Here is a 15,774-nt window from a genome sequence, read left to right as displayed (position 1 = left end):
TGACGGGCCTCCGTCTACGGAAAAGGCGCGCACGCCCTTCCGCTCAGAAACATTGGGAGACGTCCGTGAACTCGAAGTACGCCGTGGCCCGGCCGTACATATAGACATAGTCGCTGGTGCACTCGCAGTACCACCTGCCCACCTCGTTGATCATCTCCGGCTCGCTGTAGAAGATCCGCGCGTAACTGCGGCCCCCACACGTGGGGAGCGCGTCCTCGCGCGACTCGAGGGTGGACTCCTCCTGCATGTCCGCTCCGGCACCACCGCACCCGGCAACCAGTCCCGCGAGCACCAGTGCACTTCCGATGAAGCGCTTCGCCTGCATGCGTACCTCCTGGAAGACGTTTTCAGAGCTGTAAGGCTTTTCCAGGATAGCACGTTCATTGTCAGAGCCGGGTACCGGGCACCCCGTGGGCTGGCATTCAGCCCACGGAGATGGTGCCTCCGCGCACGACGAAGTCCCGCCGCGTGAAGCGCGCGGCCAGGGCCTCTGGTTGGTCGGCGTAGGAAGTGCCCGCCTCGGCGCTGGGGATGAGGTGGTAGGCGGCCCGCACCTCGTCGGCGCGCACCTCCACCACAGTGAAGCCGTGGGAGTCGGTGTCCACGAAGGCGATGTTCGGGTTGCCCTCGCGCAGGGTGGCGTCCTGCTCGGTGACGACGTACCGGTACACCGCGGAGCCAGGAGGGAAGCCCGCGGCCGCCACCTGTTCGCCGGCCTCCTCCTTCACCGACGCGGAGGAAATGGCCGGTGCGGTGAGGGCGGGCACGCCCACCTCCACGGAGGCGAAGGCCGCGTGGATGTCCCCGGACACCACGACCGTCCGGTCCGAGGTGCGTCCGCGCAACTCTCCCAACAGCCGGGCCCGCTCCTGCGGGAAGCCGTCCCACTGGTCCACGTCGAAGTAGTAGCGGTTGCGCACCGTCGCGGGCTCCACGTCCGGCTTGTTGCTCAAGTCCCACACCATGGAGGTGGGCGACACGGAGCTGACCAGCACCTTCCACGTCTGCGCGCCGGCCGCCGCGTCCAGCACGAAGGCGGACTGCTCGGCGCCCAGGGCGTTCTGCGCCTCGCCGCCCGTGGCGATGTCGCGCGCCGCCGCGTACACGTCGTAGGTGTCCTTCACCACCACGTAGCGCGAACCCAGCCGCGAGAAGAGGTCCGTCTTCCCGATATGGACGAAGCCGAGGCCCCGGGGCTTGTCCGTGGGGGAGATGGGCGCCCGGCCCGCCTGGGCGAGCACCGGGTTGACGTACGCGAGCGCCGCGGGGCCCTGCACCACGGCCGCCGCGCGGGCCTCCGCTTCCGACTGCGTCAGCCCCGCCGCCACCGCGAGCTGCGTGTACGCCAGCCGGAGGATGCCCTTCGCCTCCGCGTACTCCGGCGCGTTGATGTCCACATACGCGAAGGTGTCCGCCGTGAAGGCCCCCGCCACGCCCAGGGCCGTCAGCGTCGCCGCGTCCACTGCCACCGTAGCGGGCCAGGCGTCCTCCGGGACGAGGTGGTCCGGGCGCCGGCTGCGGTAGTCGGTGACGATGAGGCGCAGCGCTGTTCCGAAGTCGAAGCTGCGCCAGATGTGCGAGTCCGGGTAGAGCTGCGTCGCGTCCAGGTTCACCGCGCCCTCGGGCGCATCATCGGGGTCCAGCGGGACGTACTCGAAGAAGGCCAGCTCCGCGTTGCGGCGGCGCTCCGGCTCGCTCTCGTCCTGGCGCCCGTCGGTGTAGTTGGCGTGCGCGTCCCACGAGTCGTCGGAGAACTCGTGGTCATCCCAGGTGACGATGAAGGGGTAGCGCTCGTGCACCTGCTGGAGGAACGGGTCCGAGCGGTACGTCCGGTAGAGGTCGCGGTAGTTGGACAGCGACGCGGCCGCGAGCACCGTGCCCGCGGAGCTGGCCAGCCGCAGGGCACCGTCCGGCTCGGTGAAGCTCACCTGGCGCGTGCTCCCGGGCAGGGCCGCTTCCAGGGTGGTCTCGTAGACGTAGTCCCCGAGGAAGACGACGAAGTCCAGGTCCTCGTCGAGCTGCACCAGGCGCTGCCAGGTGTTGTAGTAGCGGCCGTTGTAGTTCTGGCAGTTGGCCACCACGAAGCGCACCGGTGTGTCCGTGCCGGCGTCCGGGGCGGTGCGGGTGCGGCCCACGGGCGAGGCGACGCGCCGGTCGTTCTTCTCCTGGAGGAACCGGTAGAAGTACGTCGTGCGCGGCACCAGGCCCGTCACCTTCACCTTGACGACGTGGTCATGCGCCGACGTGACGGTGACGCCCGTCAGCGCCAGGACGCGCTGGGTGAAGCCTTCATCCGTGGCGACCTGGAGGGTGAGTGTCACATCCGCGTCGGCGTTGCCGGGGTCCATGCCTCGCGTCCAGAGCACCACGCTGGTGGGGCGCGGGTCCCCGGACGCGACGGACTGCGGGTAGAAGGTACGATCCTCGATGATGGGGAGGTCGTCGTCGTCATCGTCGGAGCACCCGAAGGCCGTGCTCGCGGCCACGGCGGCCAGGCACTTCAGGACGGTACGGCGGTCCAGGACTCGCGGCATGGCGTGGCTCCTCGGCGCACCGGGAGGATGGCTCCCGGAGAACGCGCGAGGTTACGAGCCACGGAGCCACGCTCCATCGGACGCGGGGCTGCCCGTCCCGTCCGCTTCCCGGCAGCACGGCCCGGCGGCGGGGCAGGGGGAGTCCCTGCCGGGCAGCGGCTTCGGCGAGTCACTGACGGATTCGGATCTCGCGCGTCTGCGGCTGGCCGGAGCTGTCGTAGACGGTCTCCTGGAAGGTGACCTCGGAGTCACCGATGTGCTTGACGCGGGCGGAGGCTTCCTTGACCTCCATGCCCTGCTTCACCACCAGCTCGCGCCCGTCCGGGAACTGGAGGATGGCGTGGCGCGTCTTCCCGCTCGCGAGCGTCCCCTTGAGCAGCAGCTCACCCGCGCTGAGTGTGGTGGTCGCCACCGGCGAGAAGCGGACCGGAGGGGCCATCTTCGTCTCGGCGGGGGGCTCGTAGTAGGTGCCCTCCTCGACCTTCGCCAGCCGGGCCATGAGCCGTCCGTAGAAGCTCTTCACCTCCTTGTTCAGCGCGGAGACGCTGGTGTTGTAGCGCATGCGCTGGTTGGCGAGCCGGTCCTCCGTCTCGGCGAGCTGCCGCATCATCTCGGTGAAGTGGGTGTCGGCCTTGAGGTTCGGGTGGAGCTGTCCGAAGAGCGAGAGGCTGCGCAGCTGCCGCTCCGCCTCGTAGGACGCCTGGATCTTCTGGGGAATGGTGGAGGCGCGGGTGTATCCGCTGTAGGCCTGCGCCACTTCTTCCAGGGTGGACTTCTCGTGGCCCGCGTAGCCCTTCACCGTCGCGACCAGGCGCGGGAGCAGGTCGTACCGGCGATTCAACAGCACGTCGATCTGCGCCCACTCACGGTAGGTGTCCTCGCGCAGGCGCACCAGCTCGTCGTATCGGGACACGAACGGCCGGCCGGCAATGACGGCCACCACCACCACCGCGAGAAACACGAGCAGCTTCTTCATCGGTTGGAGCTCCTCCCCCTTCACGGCGCGAGTCTCCGGCCGGCGTGTGCTTCCGCACGGGCTCATTATGGAGAAGTCGTCCGGTGATTGCATGGGGTGGCGCCTGACTCGGAGCCACCGCCGGAAGGGGGAGGGCAGCCAGGCTGGCGCTACGAGCGGCCCTTGCGCTCGTCCACGGAGGAGATGTCCGCGTCGTTGCCCTCACCACCCGCGGTGCCGTCCGCGCCGTAGGAGATGATGACCGGCTTGCCGCCCTCGTTGATGTACACGTAGTCGTTGTTCCACGGGTCCCTGGGCATCACGTCCAGCGCCTGCGACTCCACCAGCGCATTCAGCCCGGAGGCCGTGTCCGGGTACTTCCCCTTCTGCGTGTAGAAGATCTTCATCGCGCCCTGGATGTTCTTGATGTCCAGCGCGGCGCGATCCCTCCGGGCCGATTCCAACATGGGAATCACGGAGACACCCACCGCCGCGGCGATGAGGCCGAGGATGGTGATGACCACCATGATTTCGATGAGCGTCATTCCGCGATTCCGACGGCGCTGCTGCTTCGACTTGTTCTGGTTCATGACTGTTCCGCACCCCTCGTGACGTTCTGTCAGGCCACCGCGTCGCCCCGATGTCGCGCTGTCGTGAAGCCCCCTGGCTCCGACGCATGGCGCTGCCTGAGGACCCCTCCACCGGCCATCAGTGGCGGGCCCGGGAGTGCGTCAGTGCAGGCGGCGTGCCCGGCCGTTTCGAGAGGCCCGGGAATATCCGCGGCGGCTCTCGTTCAATGGCCGTAGCCCCACCACACCTCCCTCGGAAAATCCCATGAAGAACCACTTCCTCGCCTCGGCCGCCAGCGGCCTGATGGCCCTGAGCACCCTTGCGCCCTCGTTCGTCCACGCGGCCTGCGACATCGACAGCGCGGCGCAGACCGCCCCCGCGGCGACCTCCAACAACTGGTACCACCGCATCGACGGGGCGGGGAACGTCGCCGCTTCGCACCCGGACGGCTACTACCCCATCAGCTCCGCCAGCATGGTGAACCGCGGCGCATGGCTCGACGCGACGGTGGCGCGCATGCCCGTCTACAAGCCGTTCCGCGAGAGCGCGGTGCAGACCGTGACGGGCTGGATGTACGGCGCCAACTCGCGCCACAACGCGCTGGACTACGCCAACGGCGGCGCCAGCTTCCGCGTGGACGCGGTGGCGGACGGCGTGGTGCTGTGGGTGGGCTACATGCCCAGCCCGGGCAACGTCGTCATCGTCGAGCACACCGCGAAGGACGGCTCCAAGTTCCGCACCGTCTATCACCACCTGCGCGACGGCCGGGACGAGGACATCGCCCGCGCCCGCCTGACGAAGACGTATTACGAGAACGGCAACGGCGCCGGCTCCTTCGCGACGGCGGACGCCGCGTGGAAGAACTACCAGAACCAGGCGGACGCGGACGGCAAGGCCCTGGCCAACGGCGTGACGTCCGCGCAGCTCACCGCGATTGAAGCGCGCTGGGGCACGCCGTCGCAGGGCATTCTGGTCAGCGAGGGCCAGACGGTGAAGGCGGGGCAGCAGATCGGCATGGCCGGGCTCACCGGCGCGCACGGGATGAACAGCTCCATCACCAACACGCACCTGCACATCATGTTCGCGCGCCCCGCGGAGCACTGGGTGGGCGGAGTGAAGAAGAACCTGTGGACGTTCTTCGACCCGTACGGCCTCTACGCGCTCAGCGCGTCCTGCTACCAGACGGAGTACCCGACGGGGCAGGGCGGCCAGGCCGACCAGCACGCCGCGCACTATGCGCCCTTCTTCCAGGACTTCGCCGGGCTGGACTCGGGGAAGTTCCAGCAGGGCTTCAACTACTTCGCGTCCTTCGGTTGGTTCCCCTCCACGCTCGCCACCGAGTCGAGCGGCTGGACGTGGAAGATGGGCGGCTCGTTCCAATACAACCCGTCCGCGCCCGTCACGCGCACCTTCCGCACCTTCGCGCAGCACCAGTCGGACGCGGACACGTGGATTCCGCTCGGCTGGCGCCCGGACAAGGTCGTGGGCATGACGGCGCCGGACGAGGCCCGCTTCACCGCCATCTACGCGCCCATCACCACCGGCTTCATCGCCCGGCACAAGATGACGCCGAGCTGGTTCGGCACGCAGATCAACGACAACTACAACGCGGGCTACCTCATCACGGACGCCTCGGCGTACCTGGACGCGGGCCAGCTCTTCTTCACCGGCACGTGGGTGAAGCAGCCGGGAGTGACGGCGCAGTACGCCTACCAGGGCATGACGGAGACCTCCCTGTGGGACACGGATGACACCCTGAAGGCCTCGGGCTTCAAGATGGTCAGTGTGCAGAAGTACTGGCACCCGGGTCTGGGGGAGCGCTACCAGGCCATCTGGCACGTCACGTCGAAGACGCTGGTTCCCTTCATCGACCTCACCCCGGACCAGTTCCGCAGCTACCGCGACCTCTACGCGGGCCTGTTCAACTACCGCGTCCGCCACGTCACCGCGTACGGCGGCAGGTACGGCGTCATCTTCGAGAAGTAGGCCCCGCTGAAACATGAGACATGTCTCGGCCCGGCCCGGGTCCGCGAGGACCGGGGCCGGGTCGTAGCGATTCCAGGGGGTTGAGGGGAGGGGCTTGAGCAACTAACGGGTTCTTTCAAGAATCCGGACCTCGTGCGTCTAGTCTTCAACGAGGGGGGGAACATGGCGCCGACGTATGACGCGCTGGTCATCGGCACCGGCTTCGGGGGAGCCGTGGCCGCCTGCCGGCTGGCCCAGGCGGGGCTCTCCGTGCGGGTGCTGGAGCGAGGGCTGCGCTATCCCAAGGGCGGCTTTCCGCGCGACTGGGACAACCCGCTCAACGGCTGGCTGTGGAAGCACGGGCAGGGCCTGTTCGACGTGAAGCTCATGCAGGGGATGAGCATCGTTCAAGCGGCGGGCTACGGCGGGGGCTCGCTCATCTACGCCAACGTCCACCTGCGTCCGCCCGCGGAGACCTTCGCCACCGACTGGCCCGAGGGCTACAGCCGCGAGTCGTTGGATCCGTACTTCGATCTGGTGGCGCACATGCTCGACTTGCAGCCCATCACCGCGTCCGCGCGGGGGCTGCCCACCAAGACGCAGCGGATGAAGGACGTGGCGCGCCAGCTCGGACGGGAGGCGCAGTTCTTCTACCCGGACCTCGCCGTCCGCTTCGCTCCCGCGGGCGAGGCACTCCCGAACAAGTTCGGCGTGCACCAGGAGGGCTGCAACTACTGCGGCGAGTGCGACATCGGCTGCAACGTCCGCGCGAAGAACACGCTGGACCTCAACTACCTGGCCGTCGCGGAGCAGCGCGGCGCCGAGGTCACCACCCAGGCCGAGGCCACGCGCATCGAGCCGCTGTCGCCGGAGGGCTACCGCGTCACCTTCGTCGACCATGGCGCGGGCGCCGTCGTGCGCACCGTGGACGCGCGTCGCGTCTTCCTGTGCGCGGGCGCGGTGAACACCACGGAGTTGCTGCTGCGCTGCCGGGACGAGTGGGGGACGCTGCCCCGCCTGGGCGAGAAGCTGGGCTGCCGCTACTCGGCCAACGGGGACTTCCTCGCCTTCGCGCTGGAGACGCGCGAGCTGTGGGACCCGTCGGAGGGGCCCACGATTACCACCAGCATGGTGGTGGACCAGGGGCAGGGGAAGGACAAGACGTGGTTCCTCTTCCAGGAGGGCGGGCACCCGGGACAGGTGGCCGGCATCCTCCAGGCGATGGACCCGGGCCGGGACCTGAAGGTGCCGGTGGACCTGCTCCAGAAGGAATTGGTGAAGGCGCTGCGCAAGCGCTCGCGGGCGGCGGCGTCCATGGAGGGCGAGCGCGGGCGCTTCCAGGCCGTGTTCCTGGCCATGGGGCGTGACAGGGCCAATGGAAGGCTGGCGCTGCGCCCGCTCACGGGAGAGCTGGAGGCGCGCTGGGACGTGCCCTCCAACCTGCCGCTGTACCGGACGCAGGAGCAGCTCTGCCAGGACATCGCCCGGGCGCTGGGCGCGCGCGCCGTCTACAACCCGCTGTGGGAGCGGCTGCACATCCCCGTCTCGGTGCACAACCTGGGCGGCTGCGCCATGTCCGAGGCGCCCGCGTACGGCGTGCTCAAGCCCGACGGCCAGGTTCACAACTACCCTGGCCTGTATGTCCTCGACGGTGCCGCGCTGCCGTCCAGCACCGGCGTCAACCCTTCGTCCACCATCGCCGCGGTGGCCGAGCGCAACGTGGAGCGCGCCATCCGCGACGCCCTGGGCAACCCCGGCTGGGTGGCCCCGGAGCGCGCCCCCATGGAGCCGCAGCCCTTCCGCGCGGGGCTGCGCTTCTCCCCGGAACCGCAACCGGCACGCGTGGTGCCAAGAGAGGACCCGATGAGGACGGTGGTGATTCCCGAGGGTGGCACGGTGCCGTCGCCCACGCCGGTGGTGGGCCTGCGCTTCACGGAGCGGATGCGCGGCTTCCACGCGCCGGGGCATGTACCGGCGGACGACTTCACGGGCGCGGAGAAGGCCGGGAAGCGGGCAGGGCAACTGGCGGAGTTCGTCATCACCATCACCCTGCCGAGCCTGGACCGCTTCCTCGCGGAGAAGGCCCACGGCGGCATCGTCCAGGGCACGGTGCACGTCAACGGCCTCACGCCACCCGAGGGCGCGGACGTCGTGAACGGCGTCTTCAACCTCTTCGTGGACACCGACAGCTTCAATGAGCGGCGCATGCTCTACCTGCTGCCCTTCACCGGCGCGGACGGCCAGGCGTACGTCCTCGACGGGTACAAGGAGGTGCGGGACGACGACGGCTTCGACATGTGGAACGACACCTCCACGCTCTACACCGTCATCCGTCGGGGCACGGAGCGGGACTCGCCCGTGGTGTCCAGCGGCATCATCCGCCTGCACCTGCCGGACTTCCTGCAGCAACTCACGACCTTCGCCGTGCTGGGCACGGAGTCGCCCGTGGCGAAGGCGGACGCGCTGCGGCGCTTCGGGAAGATGTTCATGGGCCACCTCTGGGACGTCTTCGCCCGCACGAAGCTGGAATAGGAGAAGCGCACCTTGGCGACGGCGACGCGGTACGACGCGGTGGTGGTGGGCTCGGGTTTCGGGGGCTCCATCAGCGCCCTGCGGCTGGCGCAGGCGGGGAAGTCCGTGGCGGTGCTCGAGCGCGGCCGCAGGTACCGGCCCGGGGAGTTCCCCCGCGACGTGACTCGCGCGGACGAGCTGCTCTGGCGCCACCCGTCGCGGCAGGAGGCGCAGGGGTTGTACGACGTGCGCTTCCTGTCCGGCATCGGCACGGTGACGGCGAGCGGGGTGGGCGGGGGCTCGCTCATCTACGCCAACATCCACGTGCGGCCGGACGCCGCCATCTTCGAGGACCCGCGCTGGCCGACGCGCTACAGCCGCGCCTCGCTGGAGCCGTATTTCGACAAGGTGGCCCGGGAGCTGCGGCTGGAGCCCGTGCCCGCGTCGCTGGACCTGCGCAAGCGCGACCTCTTCAAGCGCGCGGCGCAGCGGATGGGCCGCGCGACGTTCGACCCGCCAGAGGCGGTGGCCTGGACGGAGCCTCCCGGCCCGGGGCGGAAGATCTGCCAGCTGTGCGCGGAGTGTGAGTTCGGCTGCCAGCACGGCGCGAAGAACACGATGGACCAGACGTACCTGGCGCGGGCGGAGGCGCTGGGGGCCACGGTGTGGCCGCGCACGCTCGTCTCGCACGTGGAGCCGGCGCCGGGTGGCGGCTACCGGGTGCACTGCCAGGATTTGGCGACGGGGGAGCGGCGGACGGTGGAGGGCTCGCGCGTGGTGCTGGCGGCGGGCACGCTGGGGACGGTGGAATTGCTGCTGCGCAGCCGGGACGGGGCGAAGACCCTGCCCCGGGTGAGCAAGCGGCTGGGGCACGGGTACTCGGGCAATGGAGACTTCCTGGGCTCGCTGCAGAACGCGCGCGAGGACATCCTCCCGTGGGTGGGCCCGGACGTGGCCACGGTGATGCGCTTCACGGACGAGGCGCCGCGCTTCACGCTGGTGACGGCGACCTTCAACCAGCCCGCGACGCGGGTGCTGGCGGGCATGGGGCAGCCTCGGTTGGGGCCGTTCCAGGGCATCGGCTATCCCCTGTGGACCTTCCTGGGGCCGCTCGTCCACAAGGCCTTCGCGAAGGGGCTGCTCAGCAAGCCGATGAGCAACCGCGTGGATCCAGCGCGCACGTCCAACCTCTTCGGCATCGGCCAGGACAACGCCAACGGACGCATGGGGCTCAAGGGTGGCCGGCTGGACGTGGAGTGGAACTACGCCGGGGAGAACGCGGAGCTGGTGAAGCGCATGTCCGCGGCGATGCTGGAGCTGGCGTCGCAGTACGGCGGCACGTACGCGCCGCTGGTGACGTGGCAGTTGTTCAAGCGGCCCTTCACGGTGCACTCGCTGGGCGGGGCGCACCTGGCGGACTCGCCCGAGCGCGGCGTCGTCTCCACCGAGGGCGAGGTCTTCAACTATCCGGGCCTCCATGTCGCGGACGGCTCCGTCATTCCCACGGCCATCGGCTTCCACCCGGTGATGACCATCAGCGCGGTGGCCGAGCGCATCGCCGAAGCCGTGGCCCACGGCTTCTGACCCCGTTTCGTGACTTCGAGGAGATGACCATGGACACGCTTCCACCGGCACAGCGGCACGACTTCAAGACGGGCGACGGCGTCCCGCTATGGCTCACCCGCTACCAGGGAGGGGCGAAGGGGCCGGTGCTGCTGGTGCACGGGGCAGGGGTGTGGAGCGGCATGTTCATGCTGCCCACGCTGAAGGAGAACTTCGTCCAGTTCCTGGTGCGCCATGGCTACGACACGTGGCTGCTGGACTGGCGCGCGAGCGTGGAGCTGCCGCTGCGCCAGTTCACCCTGGACGAGGCAGCCGAGCACGACATGCCGGCCGCGGTGCGCAAGATGCTGGAGGTGACGAAGGCGGGCTCGGTGCAGGCGGTGGTGCACTGCGCGGGCTCGGGGGCGTTCTTCATGTCGATGGCGGCCGGACACCTGCCGGACGTGCGCAGCGTGGTGGCGTCACAGGTGGCGCTGCACCACATCGTCCCGCCGGCGACGCAGCTCAAGGCGATGCTGCGGCTGCCGGAGGCGCTGGACGTGGCGCTCGACTACCTGTCGCCGGACGAGGACCCTCAGAATCCCGTGTGGCAGGCGGCGTTCGGGAAGTTCTCGGACCTGCTGAGCCACGAGTGTGACAGCACGGTGTGTCACCGGCTGACGTTCATGTACGGGCACCTGTACAAGCACGCGCGGCTCAACCGCGAGACGCATGACAGGTTGGAGGAGCAGTTCGGCCCCTGCAACATGCTGACGTTCCGCCACCTGGCGCAGATGGCGCGCGCAGGGCACGCGGTGGGGTTCGATTACGGCAAGGAGGAGAACCTCCGTCGGTACGGCCATGAGAAGCCGCCGTCCTACCTCCGGCCCGAGCACCTGCGGCGGCCGATCACCTTCCTGTCCGGAGAGCAGAACGGCACGTACCTGCCCGCATCCACGGAGCTGACGTACGAGTGGCTGCGCGAGGAGAACGGGACGAAGTGGTACCAGCGCAAGGTGCTGGAGGGGTACGGCCACCTGGACACGTTCATGGGCAGCACGGCGGCGCGAGACACGTACCCGCTGGTGCTGGACGCGCTGGAGGCCACGAGGTGAGGTGGCCTTGCGCGGGGGGCTCACTCAGGTGCAGCTCTTCGCGCGCTCGTTGCACTGGTTGACGCAGCCAGGCGTGTCGAAGTCCGTCTCGGTGCTCTGTGGCTTGTTGCTGGCGGGCCCCTCCGGGAAGCGGTTGGAGGCCCGGGGCGGCGGCTGACACAAGTCGAGGCAGGCGTTGTAGTCGTTGCGGCACGGCTCCGACATGCCCGACGTGTTCAGCGTGGCGCAGCCGAGCTGCGCCCCCGTCAGCAACGCGAGTGCGAGTGTGAGTCTCATCCTCGCCATCCTAACCGATGACGAATCGCCGCCGTCCCAGCACCCCGCCGTCCATCTCCACCACGTCGCCCGGCTTCAGCATCCGCGGGTTGCGCGCATGGGCCCTCAGCGCGGCGGACAGCCTCGCGCCCGCCGGCAGCAGCGCGCCCACCTTCCGCTTCCACGAGGGCACGGTGAAGGCCACGCCCGACGGCGTCCCGGTGAGCACGACGTCTCCCTTCTCCAGCACACCCGAGGAGGCCGCCCGAGCCGCCTGGAGCAGCAGCTCGCGCGGCGACAGGCTGAGGTCCATCGTCCGGCCATGCTGGCGCGGCTCGCCATTCACGGTGAGGGACAGCGTCACGTCCAGGCATGCCGCTGGCTGGGGCGTCTCCGGCACCCAGAGCAGCGGCCCCGGCACGAGGAACCCCGGGAAGCTCTTCGCCGCGCACCAGAACGCCATCCGGTCCGGCCGGCCCTCGCCCAGCACCTGCACCGAGCGCGCCGTCACGTCGTTGGCGAGGAAGTATCCAATGGGCGGCGCGAAGCCGGGCCGCTCCAGGTCCGTGGCGCGTGCGTCCTCCAGCAGGAGCAGGCCCAGCTCCACCTCATAGTCCAGCAGCGGCGGCAGCGCGGAGGACCGCGACGTCAGCGAGGCCACCAGCCGCGCGTCCAGCCGCTCCACGGCCATCATCAGCGCGTCGTGCGTGGGGCTCTTCACCGTGTCGCCTTCGTGCAGCAGCGACGACGGGTCCTTGGTGAAGATGGCCGGGCCGTCCGCCTCGCCGCCCGTCTCGTTGATGTGCGCCGCGTACGTGAGGCCGAGCGCATGGACGTGCCGGGGCGCCAGCTCGAGCGGGACGAGCCTCCCCGGCGTCCGATTCGGATTCAGCGCCCGCATGATCGCGGGCTGTGCCTCGGGAAGCCTGCGCAGCCTCACAGTCCCTCCACGGCGCCACGGGACGCGGGCTCGTCGAGCGACGTGCCATCCCAGCCGATGTAGCGCACGCCCTCCAGTGGCTCGGGGGCATGGAACTCCACCGCGCCCACCGCCGAGGTGAGCCGGCCATTCGGGCGCCACGCGGCGAAGGGGTGGGGGCGGGTGAACAGCTCCACCTCGCAGTTGGCCACGTCGCTCTGCGCCACGTGGACGTCCCAGCCCGTCGGGTCCCGATACGCGTACCCCGCCAGCGTCCTCGGGTCACACCACGCGCGGCCCTTCATGGAGGCCGTGGCGGACGTCGCCTCGAAGCGCAGCTCACCCGCGCGAGGCACCTCCATGCGGGTGAAGAACAGTCCTGGCACCTCGTGGAACGCGTGTGAGCGCTGCGCGGTGCGCAGGTAGATGGGCGTGAGGCGGGGAGGGAAGCCGCCTCGCTTCGGCAGCACGGAGAGCGCCTCCAGGGAGGCCTTCGGGTCCTCGTTGAAGACGGGGACGTACAGCCACGTCAGCTCCTCGATGCGCCGGTGGCCCCAGAGGTGCTTCTGCAGGCCCGGCGCACCCCGGACGTCGTACCGCCGGCCGTCCACCGTGACGGTGCCGGTGAACGCGACGTCGTCGCAGGCGTGCGCCACGTGCGTGGTGAGCGGTAGCAGGTCCGTGCCCCTCGGCGCGCGGCGCACCGCCGAGGACGTCTCCGGCGAGAAGCGCAAATCCCAGTCGATGGAGTGCCCGCCCGACGCCACCCGTCCGTGGACCCGGCCCGGCCCCAGCTCCGAGTCACCGATGCGGATGCCGAAGCGCCCCGGGGTGCCGGCGCTGAACTCGGAGATGGGGTGGAGGGACTTCAGCGCCACCGTGGGCGTGGGCGAGGCGCTGTCGAAGGCGGCGGCCCACACGGTGGCGCGGGGCTTCCCGGGCGCGCCGGGGGCGGGGGTGAAGAGGGTGTAGCGCAGCCACCAGGCGCGCTCCCCGTTCAGGTCGAGCACCACCAGGAACCAGATCTCGAAGAACCCTGGCTGGCCCTTCCAGCGCGGCAGGTTGGCGCGCTCGCTCGACGGCATATCGTCCCCCTCATGGACGGCCACTGCGCCGGCCGAGGCCCAACGCTCGCAGAGGCACGGTGTTCCCGGCAAGCCGTGTCAGCGGCCCGCCTCGTTCCAGATGACCCGGTAGGTGGCGCTGTCCGCGTCGAACCGGCTCACCTCCACCGTGGTCGCGGGGGCGCCCGCGGCGCGTCCCATGGCCAGCATCACCCCCTGCTTGAAGTACCGCAGCGCGCCGGGCTCGTTGAGCCACACCTCGGCCTCGTTCGGGCCGCGCTCGGTGATGCGCACCTCGGTGTAGTTGTTGCTCGTACGGAAGCCGTGCTGGGCCTTCCAGAGCATCCGCCAGGGCCCCAACAGCTTCATCACCCCGAGCAGGGCGCGCCCCATCATGGTGTCGCGGTAGCCATCAATCATCCGCTCGCCGAGCAGCCGCCACGCCACCGCCTCGGTTTCCTCCGGGTGCAGGGCCTTCGCCGTCAGCGCCACGCAGCGGATCCACGTCTCCAGCGTGTACGCGGGGAGCAGCGGCCGGTCCAGGTCCAGTCCCTCCATCCGCAGCTGCTCCTTGAGCAGCGGGGACACCCGCCCGGTCAGTCCCCGGACGAAGAGTCCCTCGACGATGGGTGGGAAGACGAGTCGCTCGGCCATGCGGGGCATTCCTCCCCGGCCCGCCCCGTCGGGTCAAGTGCTACGGACACGAGGCTGTGCGGCTCGAACGGGGCCGGAGGCCCTACCTGGCGCTGGTGGGACAGCGTCCCTCGGGCCTGAGGGGCACGGCCCACAGCCGCCGGGTGCCCTGGCCATTGACGGCCGTGAAGGCCAGGTCCCAGCCCGAGCGCACGAAGCCCCTCGGCCACGCATCGAGCGCCCCGGCCGCCACGTCGTCGAGCGGCACCGTCACCCCGGTGGTGCCCTTGCTCATCCAGGCCTCCCGTCCGCGCTTTGAAGTCTGTGCGCTGAAGAAGAGGTTCCCCTGGAGGGCCGTCAGCCGCTCGGGGAAGGAGCCCGCCGCGCCGGGCTCCAGGTCCGTGACGAGGCGTGTCCCCGCGACGGTGCCATCGCTCACCCACGGCTCGCGCCCGTGCGGGCCGTCATCCGCGGAGAAGTAGAGGTGGCTCCCGAGCACGGTGAGCTCGCCGGGCGAGGAGCCCCCGGCTCCGGTGCGGATGTCCTTCACCCGCCACGTTCCCTTGCGGGTGCCATCGCTCCGCCACAACTCCACGTCCTCGCCCTCCATGTCCGTGGACGCCGCGAAGTAGAGCTTCCCGCCCAGTGCCCGCATCTCGCCCGTGGACGCGAAGTCCGCGATGAGCAGGGGCGGGCCTCCGTCCGTCACCATCAGGTGGACGTTGTGGCCGTGCAGATCGCCCATGACGAAGTACACGCGGCGGCCCGCGGCCGTGGGCCCCCCGAGGACGGCGCCCTCGCTCGACATGCGCATCAGCTCGACGGGGGCGGCGCCCGAGGAGAGCCGCATCACCGCCGTGTAGAACATCTGGACCTGGGCGATGAAGTAGAGCGAGCCATCTCCGCCGCGCGCCAGCCGGTCCGGGTTGGTGCCCTCGGGCCCCGGCTCGATGTCCGCGACGAGCACGGTGCCGGAGGCGGTGCCGTCACTCGTCCAGAGCTCGCGCCCGTGCGCCTCGTCACCCGCGGCGAAGTAGAGCCGGCCCTGGTGCTCGAAGAACGAGCCCGGGAAGGAGCCCGTCGGTCCGGACCAGACGTCCATCACCATGTGGGTGCCGGAGACGGTGCCGTCGCTCGTCCACAGCTCGCGCCCATGGGCGTCGTCCTCGGCGGCGAAGAAGACGCGCTCGCCCACCCGGATGAGCTGCGTGGGCGGCATGCCGGTGGGCCCCGGGAGGAAGTCCTTCACCTTGAACGTCCCCGTGCCCTGCGTGCCGCTGCTCACCCACAGCGCATGCCCGGTCGTGTCGTCGCCCGCGACGAAGAAGAGACGCCCGCCGGCATGCACGGGCTCGCGCGCGTCCAGGTCGCTGTCCGCGAGGGCGGGGCCGAGCGAGACGGGGGTCAAGTCACACGGCTCCCACGTCGAGGCCTCCTGCGCGGAGACGCTTCCGGCTTCTGTCTCGTCCCGGGGGGAGGCCGTGGGCTCGGTGCAGCCGGGGAGCAACGCCAGCACCAGGGGGAGGGCACGCCAGCGTCTCATGGAAGACCTCGACAGGCGGGGGGACGGACAGGCGGAATCTGGCCGCCTTCGGGCCCACGCCTACCCGTGCCGGAGGAGGGGACGCCCCGCCTGCGCGCGACAGTCGTGGCGTCAGGGACGGACAGTTCCCTGGACGCGAGGACCGATTGGCTCACGCCAGACGCCTCT

The 15,774-nt window shown here is 70.1% G+C and carries 13 protein-coding genes; 4 read left to right on the top strand and 9 right to left on the bottom strand.

The features are described 5' to 3' along the window. Positions 1 to 43: 43 nt before the first annotated feature. From OV427_RS46610 to OV427_RS46595, 4 genes are all read right to left on the bottom strand, one after another. Complete coding sequence (locus tag OV427_RS46610) at positions 44 to 325, bottom strand: hypothetical protein (RefSeq protein WP_267862709.1); 282 nt, start codon at positions 323 to 325, stop codon at positions 44 to 46. Between the two features lie 97 nt (positions 326 to 422). Continuing rightward, positions 423 to 2,534, bottom strand: coding sequence for an alkaline phosphatase D family protein (locus OV427_RS46605; RefSeq protein ID WP_267862708.1), 2,112 nt, complete (start codon positions 2,532 to 2,534; stop codon positions 423 to 425). 169 nt (positions 2,535 to 2,703) lie between these two features. After that, a complete protein-coding gene (locus tag OV427_RS46600) occupies positions 2,704 to 3,510 on the bottom strand; it encodes a pilus assembly protein PilP (protein ID WP_267862707.1) in 807 nt (268 codons plus the stop codon). A gap of 149 nt (positions 3,511 to 3,659) precedes the next feature. Then, positions 3,660 to 4,079: a type II secretion system protein GspG gene (locus OV427_RS46595; protein ID WP_267862706.1), complete on the bottom strand. Its 420-nt coding sequence runs from the start codon at positions 4,077 to 4,079 to the stop codon at positions 3,660 to 3,662. A gap of 244 nt (positions 4,080 to 4,323) precedes the next feature. Here OV427_RS46595 and OV427_RS46590 point away from each other — a divergent pair, with 244 nt between their 5' ends. The 4 genes from OV427_RS46590 (at position 4,324) to OV427_RS46575 (ending at position 11,192) form a co-directional block, all read left to right on the top strand. Continuing rightward, a complete protein-coding gene (locus OV427_RS46590) occupies positions 4,324 to 6,045 on the top strand; it encodes a hypothetical protein (RefSeq protein WP_267862705.1) in 1,722 nt (573 codons plus the stop codon). 162 nt (positions 6,046 to 6,207) lie between these two features. Beyond that, entirely contained in the window at positions 6,208 to 8,556 is a 2,349-nt protein-coding gene (locus OV427_RS46585) for a GMC family oxidoreductase N-terminal domain-containing protein (protein ID WP_267862704.1), read from the top strand. A 12-nt stretch (positions 8,557 to 8,568) separates the two neighbouring features. Next, positions 8,569 to 10,119, top strand: a complete 1,551-nt coding sequence (locus tag OV427_RS46580) for a GMC family oxidoreductase N-terminal domain-containing protein (RefSeq protein ID WP_267862703.1) — start codon at positions 8,569 to 8,571, stop codon at positions 10,117 to 10,119. A gap of 29 nt (positions 10,120 to 10,148) precedes the next feature. Further along, complete coding sequence (locus OV427_RS46575) at positions 10,149 to 11,192, top strand: alpha/beta hydrolase (RefSeq protein ID WP_267862702.1); 1,044 nt, start codon at positions 10,149 to 10,151, stop codon at positions 11,190 to 11,192. A gap of 24 nt (positions 11,193 to 11,216) precedes the next feature. On the opposite strand, the gene OV427_RS46570 is transcribed toward OV427_RS46575, so the two are convergent. From OV427_RS46570 to OV427_RS46550, 5 genes are all read right to left on the bottom strand, one after another. Continuing rightward, a complete protein-coding gene (locus OV427_RS46570) occupies positions 11,217 to 11,468 on the bottom strand; it encodes a hypothetical protein (protein WP_267862701.1) in 252 nt (83 codons plus the stop codon). A 10-nt stretch (positions 11,469 to 11,478) separates the two neighbouring features. After that, positions 11,479 to 12,387 (bottom strand): fumarylacetoacetate hydrolase family protein, encoded by a 909-nt coding sequence (locus OV427_RS46565; RefSeq protein ID WP_267862700.1) that lies wholly within the window; start codon positions 12,385 to 12,387, stop codon positions 11,479 to 11,481. Then, a complete protein-coding gene (locus tag OV427_RS46560; protein ID WP_267862699.1) occupies positions 12,384 to 13,451 on the bottom strand; it encodes a hypothetical protein in 1,068 nt (355 codons plus the stop codon). The genes OV427_RS46565 and OV427_RS46560 overlap by 4 nt, the downstream gene beginning before the upstream one ends. A gap of 78 nt (positions 13,452 to 13,529) precedes the next feature. After that, the gene (locus tag OV427_RS46555; RefSeq protein ID WP_163996597.1) at positions 13,530 to 14,084 is read right to left on the bottom strand and encodes a DUF2378 family protein; all 555 of its coding nucleotides are present in this window, start codon (positions 14,082 to 14,084) and stop codon (positions 13,530 to 13,532) included. Positions 14,085 to 14,166: 82 nt separating this feature from the next. Further along, a complete protein-coding gene (locus OV427_RS46550) occupies positions 14,167 to 15,606 on the bottom strand; it encodes an ELWxxDGT repeat protein (RefSeq protein WP_267862698.1) in 1,440 nt (479 codons plus the stop codon). Between the last annotated feature and the right edge of the window lie 168 nt (positions 15,607 to 15,774).

Source organism: Pyxidicoccus sp. MSG2, from assembly GCF_026626705.1.
Classification (GTDB): domain Bacteria; phylum Myxococcota; class Myxococcia; order Myxococcales; family Myxococcaceae; genus Myxococcus.
Note: the sequence above shows the minus strand (reverse complement) of the source record. Positions and strands in the feature narration are given on the sequence as shown.